The organism is Rhodococcus sp. PAMC28707, assembly GCF_004795915.1.
In the GTDB taxonomy this organism is placed as follows: Bacteria; Actinomycetota; Actinomycetes; order Mycobacteriales; family Mycobacteriaceae; genus Rhodococcoides.
On record NZ_CP039253.1, the window covers coordinates 2,213,827 to 2,229,113 of the forward strand.

General features: G+C 63.3%; 12 protein-coding genes. 7 read left to right on the top strand and 5 right to left on the bottom strand.

The genetic code is table 11. The features are described from left to right. Nucleotides 1-35 precede the first annotated feature (35 nt). The 3 genes from E5720_RS10040 to E5720_RS10050 are packed head-to-tail and all read left to right on the top strand — an operon-like array spanning nucleotide 36 to nucleotide 1,689. Nucleotides 36-1,043: a beta-ketoacyl-ACP synthase III gene (locus E5720_RS10040; protein WP_136170545.1), complete on the top strand. Its 1,008-nt coding sequence runs from the start codon at nucleotides 36-38 to the stop codon at nucleotides 1,041-1,043. Between the two features lie 56 nt (nucleotides 1,044-1,099). Further along, nucleotides 1,100-1,504, top strand: a complete 405-nt coding sequence (locus E5720_RS10045; RefSeq protein ID WP_136170546.1) for a PPOX class F420-dependent oxidoreductase — start codon at nucleotides 1,100-1,102, stop codon at nucleotides 1,502-1,504. 2 nt (nucleotides 1,505-1,506) lie between these two features. After that, entirely contained in the window at nucleotides 1,507-1,689 is a 183-nt protein-coding gene (locus tag E5720_RS10050) for a hypothetical protein (RefSeq protein WP_084348221.1), read from the top strand. On the opposite strand, the gene E5720_RS10055 is transcribed toward E5720_RS10050, so the two are convergent. Then, complete coding sequence (locus E5720_RS10055; RefSeq protein ID WP_136170547.1) at nucleotides 1,673-2,935, bottom strand: MFS transporter; 1,263 nt, start codon at nucleotides 2,933-2,935, stop codon at nucleotides 1,673-1,675. The genes E5720_RS10050 and E5720_RS10055 overlap by 17 nt on opposite strands. Nucleotides 2,936-3,018: 83 nt before the next feature. Here E5720_RS10055 and E5720_RS10060 point away from each other — a divergent pair, with 83 nt between their 5' ends. From E5720_RS10060 to E5720_RS10070, 3 genes are all read left to right on the top strand, one after another. Beyond that, a complete protein-coding gene (locus E5720_RS10060; RefSeq protein WP_136170548.1) occupies nucleotides 3,019-3,921 on the top strand; it encodes a LysR family transcriptional regulator in 903 nt (300 codons plus the stop codon). A 39-nt stretch (nucleotides 3,922-3,960) separates the two neighbouring features. After that, nucleotides 3,961-4,587: a histidine phosphatase family protein gene (locus E5720_RS10065; protein WP_136170549.1), complete on the top strand. Its 627-nt coding sequence runs from the start codon at nucleotides 3,961-3,963 to the stop codon at nucleotides 4,585-4,587. Nucleotides 4,588-4,674: 87 nt separating this feature from the next. Next, on the top strand, nucleotides 4,675-6,156 hold the full coding sequence (locus E5720_RS10070; protein WP_136170550.1) for a phage infection protein: 1,482 nt from the start codon (nucleotides 4,675-4,677) through the stop codon (nucleotides 6,154-6,156). Here the strand turns inward: E5720_RS10070 and E5720_RS10075 are convergent. Further along, a complete protein-coding gene (locus E5720_RS10075) occupies nucleotides 6,139-6,435 on the bottom strand; it encodes a putative quinol monooxygenase (protein ID WP_136170551.1) in 297 nt (98 codons plus the stop codon). The genes E5720_RS10070 and E5720_RS10075 overlap by 18 nt on opposite strands. Before the next feature lie 121 nt (nucleotides 6,436-6,556). Between E5720_RS10075 and E5720_RS10080 the strand changes: the two genes are divergently transcribed. Beyond that, complete coding sequence (locus tag E5720_RS10080) at nucleotides 6,557-8,095, top strand: MFS transporter (protein WP_136170552.1); 1,539 nt, start codon at nucleotides 6,557-6,559, stop codon at nucleotides 8,093-8,095. On the opposite strand, the gene E5720_RS10085 is transcribed toward E5720_RS10080, so the two are convergent. From E5720_RS10085 to gltB, 3 genes are all read right to left on the bottom strand, one after another. After that, on the bottom strand, nucleotides 8,086-8,997 hold the full coding sequence (locus E5720_RS10085; RefSeq protein ID WP_136170553.1) for a cutinase family protein: 912 nt from the start codon (nucleotides 8,995-8,997) through the stop codon (nucleotides 8,086-8,088). The two genes, E5720_RS10080 and E5720_RS10085, sit on opposite strands and share 10 nt — an antisense overlap. Before the next feature lie 191 nt (nucleotides 8,998-9,188). Further along, nucleotides 9,189-10,640: a glutamate synthase subunit beta gene (locus E5720_RS10090; RefSeq protein ID WP_136170554.1), complete on the bottom strand. Its 1,452-nt coding sequence runs from the start codon at nucleotides 10,638-10,640 to the stop codon at nucleotides 9,189-9,191. Further along, nucleotides 10,633-15,222: a glutamate synthase large subunit gene (gene gltB, locus E5720_RS10095; protein ID WP_136170555.1), complete on the bottom strand. Its 4,590-nt coding sequence runs from the start codon at nucleotides 15,220-15,222 to the stop codon at nucleotides 10,633-10,635. The genes E5720_RS10090 and gltB overlap by 8 nt, the downstream gene beginning before the upstream one ends. Between the last annotated feature and the right edge of the window lie 65 nt (nucleotides 15,223-15,287).

Here is a 15,287-nt window from a genome sequence, read left to right on the forward strand (position 1 = left end):
TTCGGCGATGGCGCGGTAGCACGAGAGGAACACAGATGGGTGCATCGATCAGCACAACTTCCGGCCGACAGTCCAAGCTTCTCGGCTTGGGTGTCCACCGCCCCGAGCGGGTGGTGACCAACGACGAAATCTGCGAAACCATCGACTCGAGCGACGAGTGGATTCAGACGCGGACGGGCATCAAGAATCGTCGCTTCACCAAGCCCGAAGAAAACGTCGTATTCATGGCCATCGAGGCCGGCAAGAAGGCTCTCGCGGCAAGCGGCGTCTCGGCAGAAGACATCGATACCGTCATCGTCGCGACGTCGACGCACCTCGAGCAAACTCCGCAGGCTGCCGCCAAGGTTGCGCACGCCCTCGGCACCAAGGGCCCTGCCGCATTCGACATCGGCGCCGGCTGTGCGGGATTCTGCTACGCCCTCGCCGTCGCGTCCGATCTGGTCAAGGCTGGTACCTCCAAGTACGTCCTCGTCATCGGCGCAGAGCAGTTGAGTGAGACCACCGACCCTTACGACCGCACTACGCGATTCATCTTCGCCGACGGCGCGGGCGCGGTCGTAGTCGGCCAGAGCGACGAGACCGAGATCGGGCCTGCCGTCTGGGGCTCCGACGGTTCACAGGCGGATGCGATCTACCAGACGATCGACTGGTACGACTACATCACCACAGAGGGCGCCGAGCGTCCCTGGATCAGAATGAACGGAATCTCGGTGTTCCGCTGGGCCGCGTTCGAGATGGGCAAGGCGGCACAGAAGGTGATCGACGCCGCGGGCATCAAGACCGAGGAACTGCATGCGTTCATCCCGCATCAGGCCAACAGCCGCATCACCGAATTGCTCGCCAAGAGCCTGCACCTCGGCGATGACACTGTCGTCGCCAACGATATCGAGGAGACCGGCAACACCTCGGCCGCGTCGATTCCGCTGGCCATGGAGGAATTGCTCCGCACCAACAAGGCCAAGGCGGGCGACACCGCCCTGCTCCTCGCTTTCGGCGCCGGTCTGTCCTACGCCGGGCAGGTCGTCAAGCTCCCCACCCTGTAATGCTCTTCCGGCCGAGACCGACCTCCTTCGTTCTCGGCCGGAAGTAGAGTGGCGTCATGCCGAAACCACCGTTGCCGCCCGAGGCCATCGAGCTACTGAAGAAGCCGAACCCCGCAGTCATGGCAGTGGTACGAGCAGATGGCACACCTATCACCGCCCCCACCTGGTACCTGTGGGAGGACGGCCAGATCGTCTTGAACTTCGAGGCGAGCCGTAAGCGCCTCGAGCACATCCGCGGCAACCCCAGGGTCTCGATCTCGGTGCTCGACGAGGCCAGCTGGTACACCCACATCACCATTCACGGCACCATCACGCTGGCGGACGATCCAGATCTGGTCGACATCGACCGCATCTCGACCCACTACACCGGCGACAAGTACCCGGTGCGCGACCAACCGCGGGTCACCGGTCACCTCTCGGTCGACGCATATGTCGGCTGGGGCAGCATGAAGACCAGCTAGTCGTGCTGTCCACTCCCGTCGCAATCACCATCGGTTCGGTCTGCATCGGATTCGTCCTGTTCGTCTCGGCGGCCGCCGGAGCTCAGCAGAAGTGGGATCGCCGAGGCGTCATCGCGATGTTGATACTGGCGATTTGCTGCCTGAGCGTCGTCCCGCTCACGGTCGCCCTCAGTGCGGCCGTGTGACCTGGGGCGTCGGGGCTGGAAGCCCGGTTTTCAGTCGTGTGCCCTGCAACAATGCCCATCCACCTGCGGTCACGATCAGACCTATGACGAACAGCGCCATCGCGGTCCAGCCGTACATCTGAAATACCACTCCGCCGAGCCAGCCGAGAACGCTGGATCCGCCGTAGTAGAAGAGGTTGTACAGCGACGTCGCTTGCGTGCGTCCGACCACCGCACGCTGACCCGTCCATCCCGACGCGATGGCGTGGGCGGCGAAGAATCCGATGGTCAGCACGACCAGTCCGGTCAGGATGACGATCAGGTTGGTGCTGATGGTCAGCGCGACGCCGACGGCCATGGTGGCCGTCGAACCTGCGAGTACGACGCTTCTGCCGTGGCGAACTGCCAGCTGACCGGCGATGCGCGAGGACATGGTACCGCTGAGATACGCCACGAAGATGAGGCTGATGAGGGACTGCGGGAGCCCGAACGGGCCGGCTTCGAGCCGGAAACCGAGGTAGTTGTAGATGGCGACGAATCCGCCCATGAGCAGGAAGCCTTGGCCGTACAGGGTCAGCATGCCGGGTTCGCGGAGGTTGGCCCACACCCGTCTCGGCAGTGAGGGGCCGTCGCGGGAGACGGTGGGAGATCTGCGCGGCGTCGGTGCCAGCCATACGAAAAGGGCGGCTGCTACCGCGGCGAGTACCGACACCGTCAAGGTTCCGACGCGCCAGTTCGTGTACTCCGCAACAGGTCCGGCGACTATCCGACCCAGCAAGCCACCCATGGAGGTACCGGAGACGTAGGTCGCGGCGGCGAGCGCAGTGTGTTTGCCGTGCACTTCCTCGCTCAGGTAGGCGATGGCGATCGCGGGGAGTCCGCCGAGGGCCGCACCTTCGAGGAAGCGAATCGCCAGCAGCATCGGTAGCGAGGAAGACAGCGGAACCATGAGTCCCAGAATCGTTGCGGCGATCACCGAGACGGCCATCGCGCGGACTCGTCCGATGCGATCGGCGAACACCGACCAGGGCAGGACCGCAGCGGCGACACCGACCGTGGCTGATCCGACCGCAAGGGAGGACTGCGACGGCGTGATATCGAGGCCGACCGCGATGAGCGGAAGAATGCCCTGCACCGAGTAGAGCTGCGCGAAAGTCGCGATACCCGCGAACAACAAGGCCGCAACCAGACGCTTGTATTCGCGCGACCCGCGAGGATGACCCTCCCAAACGAGTTCGGCGTCCGTATCGGTCGACGATGAACTCATTTTCTCGACGCTATCTTTGCTGTGTACATGCGTCCAATGCATATGCACCCGGCAATTCATACTCCAGCGATATCATTGCGTAGGTGCGCGCGGAATCGAAAGAACTTCTCCCCCTCATCCCGACGCTCGTCGCCGTCGCGGAAACCGAGCACATCACCGAAGCCGCCCACCTGCTCGGGATCCCGCAACCGACCGTGAGCCGACAGATCGCCCGGGCGACAGCAATCCTCGGGGTCGCTGTCGTCGAACGTCGTGGACGCGGTATCGAGATGACCGCCGCCGGCCGAATCCTGATTCCTTATTTGCAACGGGCCCTCGTCGATCTGGAGGCCGGCCTCGATGCGATGAGCGAGCACGACGCGAAGGCCCGTGGCCGAATTTCCATCGCGTTCCAGAACACGCTCGGCGAGGACATCGTGCCGGCATTGATCAAGGCGTTCGGAACCGGTCATCCGGCCGTGACCTTCGATCTCGATCAGGGTGCGCGTTCGCGCTGCCTCGACCGCCTCGACGACGGCTCCGCCGACCTCGCCTTCGTTTCGCTCAGTACCGAGCACACCGACGCCAATTCCTTCCAGCTCTACGACGAGCGACTGGTGCTGGTCGTGCCCACCGGACATCGCCTGGCCGGTCGCCGCGGCGTGCACGTCATCGACACTGCCGAGGAGCGCTATATCGCCATGGGTCACGGATTCGGCATGCGTTCGATCTGCGAAGGCCTGTGGGCCGAGGCAGGGATGTCTCCGCACATTGCGTTCGAAGGGCAGGACATCCACACGATCCGCGGACTGGTCGGAGCCGGTCTGGGCGTCAGTATTCTTCCCAAAATTCGCGGGCCACAATACGAGACCGTGGAAGTCCCTCTGGCCGATCCGACCGCCCGGCGACGCATCGGCATGGTCTGGTCCGAGCGCATACCGGCGAGCCACGTGCAGGCCTTCCGCGCACTGACGATCCGCAACGGCCGCAGTCTCGTGGTCAGGTAGGCACGGTGCTCAGGTAGGCACGGTGGTTAAGTAGGCACGATGCAGCTCATACTGGTTCGCCATGCGCTCCCGCAGCGCTCCGAAGAGACCGCCGATCCCCCGCTTGCCGAACTCGGCCACGAACAAGCGGCCCGGGTACCTGCCGCGCTGGCCCGGTTTGCGATCGCCAGGACCGTCTCGAGCACTCAACTCCGCGCCAAGCAGACCGGCTCGGTGTTGGCTGCCGAGCTGGGGGCCATGCTGGAGTCCGACGAGCGCCTCACCGAATACGACCGAGATTTCGGCGGTTACGTTCCAATCGAACTTGCGCGCACCGAGTTCCGCGACGCATTCGACCGGATCAAGGCCGGACACCTACCCGAGGAGGTCGACGAGGACGCGTTTCGTGCGCGGGTACTCGCCGGCATCGACGCAGCGGTCTCGGGAGTCGAACACAGCGATACGGTTGTGGTGTTCGCCCACGGCGGTGTCATCAACATCCTGCTGCAAGACATCCTGCACACCCCCACGGTTCTCGGATTCCCGATCGACTACTGTTCGATCACTCGAATCCTTTACTCTCGCAACGGTAGTCGATCGGTCGCGGCGGTGAACGAGACGCAGCACGTGTGGGATCTGCTGCCACGCAACAGAGACCGATCCACCAACTCCACAGAGAGTTCTTAAAGTGCCTGCTCAGGGCGGTGTTTCAGTCCACATCGCAGCTTCTTGTGGTCATAGTGGCCTCGGGGGCCGGTTAGCCTCGAAACCACTATGGGTAAATTTCGAATCCTCCGGCAACCGACCGCCGCTCTCGTTGCTCTTGCCTTTCCGCTGGTAGCCGCCGGAGCGTTCGCACTCGGCGCGGGCTACGACCTGAGCCCCGAGGACCCGGCGCCGGCCACCGCGAACACGACAGCGGGCACACCCAGCGCCTCCACCGGCGATCCCCTGGCCACCTCGAGGAAGAGCCTGCAGCAAGCGGGGTTACCCATCAGCTTCCTGTCCGGGGGCGTCTCCCAGCTGACCGACGGCGGTAAGCAACTCAACGACGGCGTCATCGTCCTCGCCGACGGAATAACCCAGGCTCATGACGGCACGATTCAGCTCGCCGACGGATTCGTCCAATACCGTGACGGCATCGGGCAACTCGGTGACGGTGCATCCCAGATCAGTGGCGGAGTCGATCAGCTCGTCGATCAGCTCGCCGGCTTCGGTGCTCAGCAGGGTGAGTTCACCGCAAAGCTCGAAGCCACCGCACAACAAATCGACAGCTTCCCGCACCCCGGATCCGACGCCATCTCCGGCCAGATTCGCTCGGTGATCGACACCCTCAACACCCAGGGATTCGGCCCATCGACGCTCGATCAGCTGCAGACCCTCAAAGGCGGTGCACGCCAGCTGTCCGGTGAGCTGAACGATCCATCCGGCCAATTCCTGACTGCCACCGGCCAGCTCGGTGACGCTACCGTCCAACTTCGAGACGGACTGGGCCAGCTCGACGACGGCGGCGGACAACTCCGAGCCGGAACCGACCAGTTGGTGACGGCCGTCGGCCCGGTCTCCGGAATTGTCAGCGGTATAGCGACCAACGTCCAAGAAGCAACCACCGGACTCCCGACGGCCAAGGAGCTGAACGCGGGCTCACCTGCGCCCGCTTCGGAGGCCGAGGTGACGCAGGCAGCCGCGTCGAGCACGCCGGTGGCGCCGTATCTTGTCGCAGCGCTCGTCGCGGTCGGTGCTATCGGCGCGGTGAGCCTGGTACGGGTTCTGAGCCGCGATTCCCGCTTCCGCTGGATTGCGGCCGCGGTCGCCGTCTTCGCCGTCGGGGTGTGTGCAGCATTGGCGTTCGCGTTCACCGCGCCCGACACGGGGATCGGCGCCCTACTGGGAGCGGGTCTGTTCCTCGTCGCTTCCGCAGCCGCCTATTTAGCGGCCGCCGGCGCAGTCCAACGACTGCTCGGCAACGTCGTCGGCCAAGCTGTCAACGTCGGCCTGCTGCTCGTCCAGGTCGTGGTGTGCGGTGCTGCCTACGCGAGCAGTGCCTCGATCTGGGGCCACCTGTCGGCGTTCATGCCGATGAGTTACACCGCGGCGGGCGCGCGTGAGATCGGATACGGGCAGATTACCTCGACAGGCTGGTTGGCAATCGGTCTGACCGTCGTTCTCCTCGCTGTCGCCGGGATCGTCTACCGAACTCTCGATACCGAACCCGGCGACAGCGAAGCGAGCAGAGAACTAGCCGACTACGCGTAGCGGGTGAATGGACGGCGCACTGGCGAGGTGCGCACCGAAGTCGCCCAGCGCCTTCTGCAGGTGGGGTGTTTGCATGTGCGCGTCGAGGTCCTCTTGCGATCCCCACACCTCGATGGTGACGAAAGTGCCCGGCTCGGAGGCTGACTCGAACAATTCGTAGGAGACGTTTCCGCTCTCCTTCGCCGACTCTTCGGCCAGCGTTGCCAGACCTGTTCGTATGGCATCGACCGACTCCGGCTTGGCGGTGATGGTGGCAACAACCTTCAGCTCACTGGGCATACTGCGTCCTCTCGTATGTGGCACCTGACAGGCAACCACCGAATGCGACGGTACCGTCATGTGGGTCCTCCGCATCGGCGTTGGCGAACAAAAGAAGTGATTGCGGCGGAAGAAGAGATCCATGACCGGCGACCCCCCGAAGGCAACCCGTAAGGATTGGCTCGGACTGAGTGTTCTCGTAATCCCGATCCTGCTGGTCTCGATGGACATGTCGGTGCTCTACCTGGCGCTTCCTTTCATGACCGCGGACCTGGAACCGAGCAGCAACCAAACACTGTGGATTCTCGACCTGTACGGCTTCCTTCTCGCTGGCCTGCTCATCACGATGGGTTCTGTCGGTGACCGGATCGGCCGTCGCAGACTTCTGATGATCGGCGCGGTCGTTTTCGGCGCCGCATCGCTGCTCGCAGCTTTCTCGACGTCACCCGAGATGCTCCTTCTCGCGCGAGCACTTCTGGGCATCGGCGGAGCTACCATTGCGCCGAGCACACTATCGTTGATACGCAACATGTTTCACGACCCGGGTCAACGTAAGGAAGCGATCGGACTGTGGACCGCCGGGTTCGCCGGGGGCGGCGCCCTCGGTCCCGTCATCGGTGGGGCGTTGCTCGAGCACTTCTGGTGGGGCTCGGTGTTTCTGATCAACATTCCGATCATGGTCGTCCTGCTCATCTCGGCGCCGCTGTTGGTGTCGGAGTTCAAGGATCCCGATCCGGGCCGCTTCGACCCGCTCAGCGTCGTACTCTCGATCGCGTCGATGCTCGTGATCGTCTACGCAATCAAGCACGGCGCCCAGGACGGAGTCGACGCTACGACGATCACCACAGCTACCGTCGGAATTGTTCTGGGCTTGTTGTTCCTACGAAGGCAACTGCGCGGGCGCGACCCACTCATCGACATCACCCTGTTCGCCGAACGTGCCTTCAGCGCAGCAGTACTCGTTCAATTCCTGGTGATCTTCGCGCTCACCGGATTCAGTCTGTTCGCCTCGCAGTATCTGCAGCTGATCGTGGGGCTCGGTCCACTGGAGGCGGGTCTGTGGCTGCTGATCCCCGCGATCGCAGCCGGAACCGGGGCGGTACTCGCGCCGAGCCTGAGCAAGATCGTTTCGACCGGAGCCATCATCGCCGGCGGACTCGCCTCGATCGCCTGCGGCGCCGCGGTAATGGCGTTCATCCAACCCGATTCCGGACTGCCGCTACTGGTGGTGGGCATGTCCCTGCTGGCGCTCGGAGTCGGTGCATCTTCGACGCTCAACTCCGACATCGTCCTCACCGCTGCGGCACCGGAGAAAGCCGGTGCCGCCTCGGCACTGTCGGAGACCGGCGCCGAACTCGGCGGCGCCGTCGGTATCGCCATCCTCGGAACGATCGGATCTACCGTCTACCGACACCGACTCGAGGACAACCTGCCCCCCGATACCCCACCGGACATAGCCGGGCCGGCGTCCGAGACCGTCGGCGGAGGCATGACCGTTGCCGACTACCTTCCGCCACCACTGGATTCGGCACTGCGAGACATCGCGGCAGCAGGGTTCGTCGACGGACTCACCCTCGCCGCCACCTGGAGTGCACTAGGGATGGGTGCAGCGGCGATCGTGGTCCATCTCCTCCTGCGGACCCGGCCGACCGGAATCGAAGCCGGACCTTCTCAGGCCTGATCGAGCAGATAGTTCGCCAACCACGACGTTGCACTCGTTCCACTGCTGTCGACCGCATAGCTTCCGTATTCCTGATGGATCCCGGAACGGTAGAACGCGTCGATTTCGCGTCGACGCTGCTCGTTCGCCTGATCGGTCAGCTGACCTTGCAGTACCGGAAGCCCGCCCGCTGCCGACAGATCGCCGATGAGAATCTGCGCCTCCTGCTGCGCCTTCGCGACCACATCGGGGTTCGGATCGGAAGAGACCGCAAGGAAGCCTGCCAACCGGGAAATGTAATCGTCCTTGGGTGTCGAGCAGTACAGATCACCGATTGCGCAGAAGGTCTTCACCACTGGACTGACGAAACCGAACCCTCCGACGCGCGGGCCACCTACACCGGTACCGACGACCTCGGGGCCGACCAGTGCATCAGCGTCGGAACGCTTCGGGTCGGAGATGAGGCCGACCGCGACGACCCGATTCGCAGGCACGACGCCGAAGCCCGTTCCGATCGACGCAGCGAGATCGCCTGCAGCGTCGGCACCCTGGCTGTAACCGATGATGCCGAGCTTCGTTGCACCGCACTGCGCGGCCATCGCTTCGAGCATTCCGCCCGCGTTCGACGTGGCGATCGCGCGAGACTCCCCGTAGACCCCACCCTCCCAAGGAAACGCGGTGGCCGGGTAAGACACGTAATCGGTGCGAATGGACGAACTCGCGATGCGGTCGGTGACGGCAGTGAGCATGCCCGGCTTGGGTGCCGCGCCCGAACTCGTCTCCCACGTCCCCGGGATCGCGACCACGTACAGATCCGGGCAACCACCTGGATCGGCCGCCGCGGGTGCCGTCGACATGACCGACGTTCCAGCGGCGACAGCCATGACGGCTCCGACGATGGCGACGAGTTTCTTCACGCGCATGGTTGCGGCCTCACTGCAGTAGCGGACTTTCGACTTCGAGGGTCAGGATGCCAGTCCCTGATGTCGAATTGATGCCCAATCGGTAAACGGAGGTTACCTAAAACGAGGACATCTCACCAGCGGTAACGAAAACGAGGTTATGGAGCGGAAAAACCTGCTTTCCGTCCATAACCTCGTTCTGGTGCAACCGATCAGCGTTGCGGCGCCTGGGTGGGGACGATAGGCGACGGGAGGGCCGTCACACCCTCGAGGAACGTATCGACGGCAGCCGCACACGAACGGCCCTCGGCGATGGCCCACACGATGAGCGACTGACCACGACCCATGTCACCGGCAACGAACACACCGGGCACGTTGGTGACCCACTCGTTCGAGCGCTTGACGTTGCCGCGCTCGTTCAGGTCCACACCGAGATCGGTCAGCAGCCCCGGCTTCTCTGGACCTACGAAGCCCATGGCAAGAAGCACCAGATCGGCCTCGAGGGTGAACTCACTGCCCTCGACCTTCTCGAACTTGCCTGCCTTGAACTCGACCTCGTGAGCTTCGAGACCGGTGACCTTGCCGTCGGCACCGACGAAACGCTCGGTGTTGACCGAGAACACTCGCTCGCCACCCTCTTCGTGAGCCGAAGCGACACGGAACATCAACGGATACAACGGCCATGGGGTGGACGTCGCACGCTCCTCCGGCGGGCGCGCCATGATCTCGAACTGATGCACGCTCTCGGCGCCCTGACGATGCGAGGTGCCGAGGCAATCTGCACCGGTGTCACCGCCACCGATGATCACGACCTTCTTGCCCTTCGCTGTGACGGGCGGAGCGTCGTAATCGCCCTGCTGCACATGATTTGCTCCGGGAAGGAACTCCATCGCCTGGTAGATGCCCTCGAGTTCGCGTCCCTCGATCGGCAGATCGCGCCACGCGGTAGCACCACCGGACAGAACGACGGCGTCGAACTCTGCGCGCAGTTCTTCGGCCGAGATGTCCACTCCGACATCGACACTTGTACGGAACACCGTGCCCTCGGCCTCCATCTGTGCCAGACGACGGTCGATGTGGCGCTTCTCCATCTTGAACTCGGGGATGCCATAGCGCAGCAGTCCGCCGATACGGTCGGCCCGCTCGAACACGGTGACGGTATGTCCGGCACGCGTGAGCTGTTGCGCGGCAGCCAATCCCGCAGGCCCCGAACCGACGACGGCGATGCTCTTACCCGTCAGGAACGTCGGGTAGACCGGAGTGACCCAGCCCTCTTCGAAGGCCTTGTCGATGATCTCGACCTCGACCTGCTTGATCGTCACGGGATCCTGGTTGATTCCCAGTACACACGACGCCTCACACGGGGCGGGGCACAGTCGTCCGGTGAACTCCGGGAAGTTGTTCGTAGCGTGCAAGCGGTCGATACTCTCGCGCCAACGATCCTTGAACACCAGGTCGTTCCACTCGGGAATCAGGTTCCCCAGCGGGCAGCCGTTGTGGCAGAACGGAACACCACAGTCCATGCAGCGGCTCGCCTGCGTCTGCAAGGCTTCCTTGGGGAAGTCCTCGTAGACCTCTTTCCAGTCCATCAGCCGTAGGTCGACGGGTCGACGCTTCGGCAGTTCACGAACCGTGTGCTTCAAAAATCCCTGTGGGTCACCCACGAGCTGCCTCCATGATCGCTTCGTCCACGTCCGCGCCGTTCTTCTCGGCTTCGGAGATGGCCAGCAGTACCTTCTTGTAGTCGCGCGGCATGACCTTCACGAAATGGTTCACCTGCTGTGACCAATCGTTGAGGATTCGCTCTGCAACTTCGGATCCCGTTTCCTCGTGATGACGGGTGACGATGTCTTTCAACCAGATGAACTCGTCGCCTTCGATGTCCTCGATATCGACCAGCTCGGTGTTCAGGTTCGCCTCGAACGTCTTCACCGGGTCGAAGACGAATGCGACGCCGCCGGACATGCCGGCACCGAAGTTCCGACCCGTCTCGCCGAGGACGACGACCTTGCCACCGGTCATGTACTCGCAACCATGGTCGCCGACACCCTCTACGACGGCCACCGCACCGGAGTTACGTACTGCGAAGCGCTCCCCGACGACGCCTCGGATGAGGGCTTCACCATTGGTGGCACCGAACAGGAAGACGTTGCCGCCGATGATGTTGTCCTCGGCGACGAAACCCTTGGGGGCATCGAGCGAGGGCCGCATGACGATTCGTCCACCGGAAAGACCTTTGCCGACGAAGTCGTTGGCGTCACCGTGGAGGCGAAGTGTCATTCCGGCAGGCACGAAGGCGCCGAAGCTGTTACCGGCCGAGCCGGTGAAGGTGATGTCGATGGTGTCCTCGGGCAGGCCGACGCCGCCGTACGCCTTGGTCACCTCATGACCCAACATCGTGCCGACCGTGCGGTTGACGTTGGTGATCTTCGAGGAGAATGACACCTTCTCGCCCTTGTCCAGAGCATTCCGACTCTGCACGATGAGCTGCTGGTCGAGTGCCTTGTCGAGGCCATGATCCTGGGTACCGGTGTTGTAGAGGTCCTGGTTCATGAACGCCGACTCGACCTCGTCGAGAATCGGCGACAAGTCGAGCTTGGATGCCTTCCACGCGTCCTTCGCTGCGGTGGTATCCAGTAGCGCCACCTGGCCGACGGCCTCGTTGAGGGTGCGGAATCCGAGCTCGGCCATCAGCTCGCGAACTTCCTCGGCGATGAACATGAAGAAGTTCTCCACGAACTCCGGCTGACCGGCAAAACGCTTGCGCAACAGCGGGTTCTGCGTGGCGACACCGACCGGGCACGTATCGAGGTGGCACACGCGCATCATGATGCATCCCGTCACGACGAGAGGAGCGGTTGCGAAACCGAACTCCTCACCACCGAGCAGAGCGGCAACCATCACGTCGCGTCCGGTCTTGAGCTGTCCGTCGACCTGGACGACGATGCGATCACGAAGACCGTTGAGCAGCAACGTCTGCTGTGTCTCGGCCAAACCGAGTTCCCACGGCCCGCCCGCATGCTTGACAGATGTCAGCGGCGTTGCGCCGGTACCGCCATCATGACCCGAGATGAGAACCACATCTGCGTGCGCCTTGGAGACGCCCGCTGCGACCGTGCCGACGCCGAGTTCAGAGACGAGCTTGACGTGAATGCGCGCCTGCGGGTTGGCGTTCTTCAGATCATGGATCAGCTGCGCCAGGTCCTCGATCGAATAGATATCGTGGTGCGGCGGAGGCGAAATCAAGCCGACACCCGGCGTCGAGTGCCGAACCTCGGCAACCCACGGATACACCTTGTGCGCCGGAAGCTGGCCACCCTCACCAGGCTTCGCCCCCTGGGCCATTTTGATCTGAATATCGGTGCAGTTGGTCAAGTAATGCGAGGTGACACCGAAGCGTCCCGACGCGACCTGCTTGATCGCACTGCGTCGCCAGTCACCGTTCTCGTCGGGCTCGAAACGCGAGACATCTTCCCCGCCTTCACCCGAATTGGAGCGGGCACCGAGGCGGTTCATTGCGATCGCCAAGGTTTCGTGCGCCTCGGCGGAGATGGAACCGTAGCTCATCGCGCCCGTCGAGAAGCGCTTGACGATCTCCGAAGCCGGTTCGACCTCGTCGATCGAAATCGACTGCCGATCTTCGGTTTTGAAGCGGAAGAGTCCACGCAGCGATGCCAACCGCTCCGACTGATCGTCGACCATCTTCGTGTATTCCTTGAAGACGTCGTACTGGCCGGTGCGAGTGGAGTGCTGCAGCTTGAACACGGTGTCCGGGTTGAAGAGGTGGTACTCCCCTTCACGACGCCACTGATACTCGCCACCCGTCTCGAGCTCACGGTGCGCGCGCTCGTGCCGGTTGGTGAGATAGGCGATGCCGTGACGCGTCTGCACATCAGCGGCGATCTGGTCGAGATCGATACCACCGAGCTGACTGTTGAGTCCGGTGAAGTACTCGTCCACCAGGGCCTGCGAGAGGCCGATCACCTGGAACAGTTGCGCACCGGTGTACGACGCCAATGTCGAGATGCCCATCTTGGACATCACCTTCAGGACACCTTTGCCTGCCGCCTTGATGTAGTTGGCGACGGCCTTGTCGAGCTCGATATCGGCGAGGGCATCGCGCTCGATCATGTCCTCGATCGACTCGAACGCCATGTACGGATTGACCGCTGCCGCACCGAAACCGACGAGAAGCGCCATGTGGTGCACCTCGCGGGCATCACCGGACTCGATGATCAAGCCGACCTTGGTGCGGGTCTTCTCGCGGACCAAGTGCTGATGAACCGCGGAGGTCAGCAGCAGCGACGGGATCGGCGCGAGCTTCTCGCTGGATTCGCGATCGGAGAGCACGACGATCCGCGCTCCGCCGGAAATCGCCGCGGACACCTGCGCCCGAATCGCCTCGAGTGACTGCCGAAGCCCCTCGCCGCCCTCGGCCACCGGATACAGGCCGCGCACGACCACCGAACGCAGACCTTCCTGCGTACCGTCGTCGTTGATGTGGATCAGCTTGGACAGGTCGTCGTTGTGCAGGATCGGCGTCGGGAGCACGATCTGCTTGCACGCGTCGGCGCCCGGGTCGAGCAGGTCACCCTCGGGTCCGATGGTGCCGCCGAGGCTCGTGACGATTTCCTCACGGATCGCGTCGAGCGGCGGGTTGGTGACCTGCGCAAACAGCTGCGAAAAGTAGTCGAACAGCATCCGCGGGCGGGCAGAGAGAACCGCAATCGGAGTATCGGTACCCATCGAGCCGATCGCCTCGGCTCCGGTCTTCGCCATCGGCGAGAGAAGAACGCTCAGTTCCTCGGTGGTGTACCCGAAGATCTGCTGACGGATCAGAACGCGATCGTGCGGCATGTGCACATGCGGGCGGTCGGGCAGATCGTCGATCTCGGTGAGACCGTCGTCGAGCCATTGCTGGTACGGGTGCTCAGCAGCGAGCTCGTCCTTGATCTCGTCGTCGGAGACGATGCGACCCTGAGCAGTGTCCACGAGGAACATCCGTCCGGGCTGGAGCCGAACCTTGCTGATGACCTTCGCCGGATCGATGTCGAGCACGCCGACCTCGGACGCCATGATGACGAGACCGTCGTCGGTGACCCACAGCCGGCTCGGGCGCAGACCGTTGCGATCCAGCACTGCTCCGATGAGGGTGCCATCGGTGAAGCACACCGAGGCCGGTCCGTCCCAGGGCTCCATCAGCGAAGAGTGGTACTGGTAGAACGCACGACGGGCCGGATCCATGCTCTCGTGACGCTCCCAGGCCTCGGGGATCATCATGAGCACGGCATGCGGAAGACTGCGGCCGCCGAGGTGCAACAGTTCCAGTACTTCGTCGAAACGAGCTGTGTCACTTGCACCGTGGGTGACGACGGGGAAGATTTTCTTCAGCGCGTCGGGACCACCGAAGACGTCGGAGGTGATGAGAGCCTCGCGGGCGCGCATCCAGTTCTCGTTGCCGGTCGCGGTGTTGATCTCACCGTTGTGTGCGACGCGACGGAACGGGTGCGCCAGCGGCCACGAGGGGAACGTGTTTGTCGAGAATCGTGAGTGCACGAGCCCGAGTGCGCTTTCGACACGATCATCCTGCAGATCGATGTAGAAGCCCTTGAGCTGAGGGGTCGTCAACATGCCCTTGTAGACGAACGTCTGCGAGGACAGGGACGGGAAGTACACGGTCTCGCGGCCGGGGCCGCCTTTGCCGGGTCCCTGTTCGCCGAGTTCGTGCTCGACGCGCTTGCGGATGACGAATGCGCGGCGCTCGAGATCCATATCCGTAACGGAGGAATCGGAAGAGCCGAAGAACAACTGACGGAACGTGGGCATCGCATCTCGCGCGAGCGCCCCGAGAGAGGAGTCGTCGGTGGGAACATCACGCCAGCCCAGGACGGTCAGACCCTCGTTCTCGACGATCTTCTCGACGTCCTCGCACGCACGAGCGGCATCGACTTTGCCTTGTGGCAGAAAAGCGATTCCGGTGGCATACGCGCCCGCGGCGGGCAGTTCGAAATCGACGACGGCTCGGAAGAATGCGTCCGGTACCTGGATGAGAATTCCAGCGCCGTCACCGGTGTTGGGTTCGGAGCCGGCGGCGCCCCGATGCTCGAGATTGACCAGCGCAGTGATGGCCTTTTCGACGATGTCACGGCTACGGCGACCGTGAATGTCCACCACGAACGCCACTCCACAGGAGTCATGCTCGTTACGGGGATCATAGAGGCCTTGCGGGCCCGGAGTGTGCTTCATACCTAGCCTTCGGATAAGTCCAGCTTTCAAGTACGCCAGAGCGGCTCGGCACAGATCACCGGCCG

Coding starts and splice junctions, on each gene's coding strand:
- E5720_RS10085 (WP_136170553.1), bottom strand. CDS start 8,997: ATGCGCGTGAAGAAACTCGTCGCCATCGTCGGAGCCGTCATGGCTGTC.
- E5720_RS10070 (WP_136170550.1), top strand. CDS start 4,675: ATGGGTAAATTTCGAATCCTCCGGCAACCGACCGCCGCTCTCGTTGCT.
- E5720_RS10055 (WP_136170547.1), bottom strand. CDS start 2,935: ATGAGTTCATCGTCGACCGATACGGACGCCGAACTCGTTTGGGAGGGT.
- E5720_RS10080 (WP_136170552.1), top strand. CDS start 6,557: ATGACCGGCGACCCCCCGAAGGCAACCCGTAAGGATTGGCTCGGACTG.
- E5720_RS10065 (WP_136170549.1), top strand. CDS start 3,961: ATGCAGCTCATACTGGTTCGCCATGCGCTCCCGCAGCGCTCCGAAGAG.
- E5720_RS10075 (WP_136170551.1), bottom strand. CDS start 6,435: ATGCCCAGTGAGCTGAAGGTTGTTGCCACCATCACCGCCAAGCCGGAG.
- E5720_RS10040 (WP_136170545.1), top strand. CDS start 36: ATGGGTGCATCGATCAGCACAACTTCCGGCCGACAGTCCAAGCTTCTC.
- E5720_RS10045 (WP_136170546.1), top strand. CDS start 1,100: ATGCCGAAACCACCGTTGCCGCCCGAGGCCATCGAGCTACTGAAGAAG.
- gltB (WP_136170555.1), bottom strand. CDS start 15,222: ATGAAGCACACTCCGGGCCCGCAAGGCCTCTATGATCCCCGTAACGAG.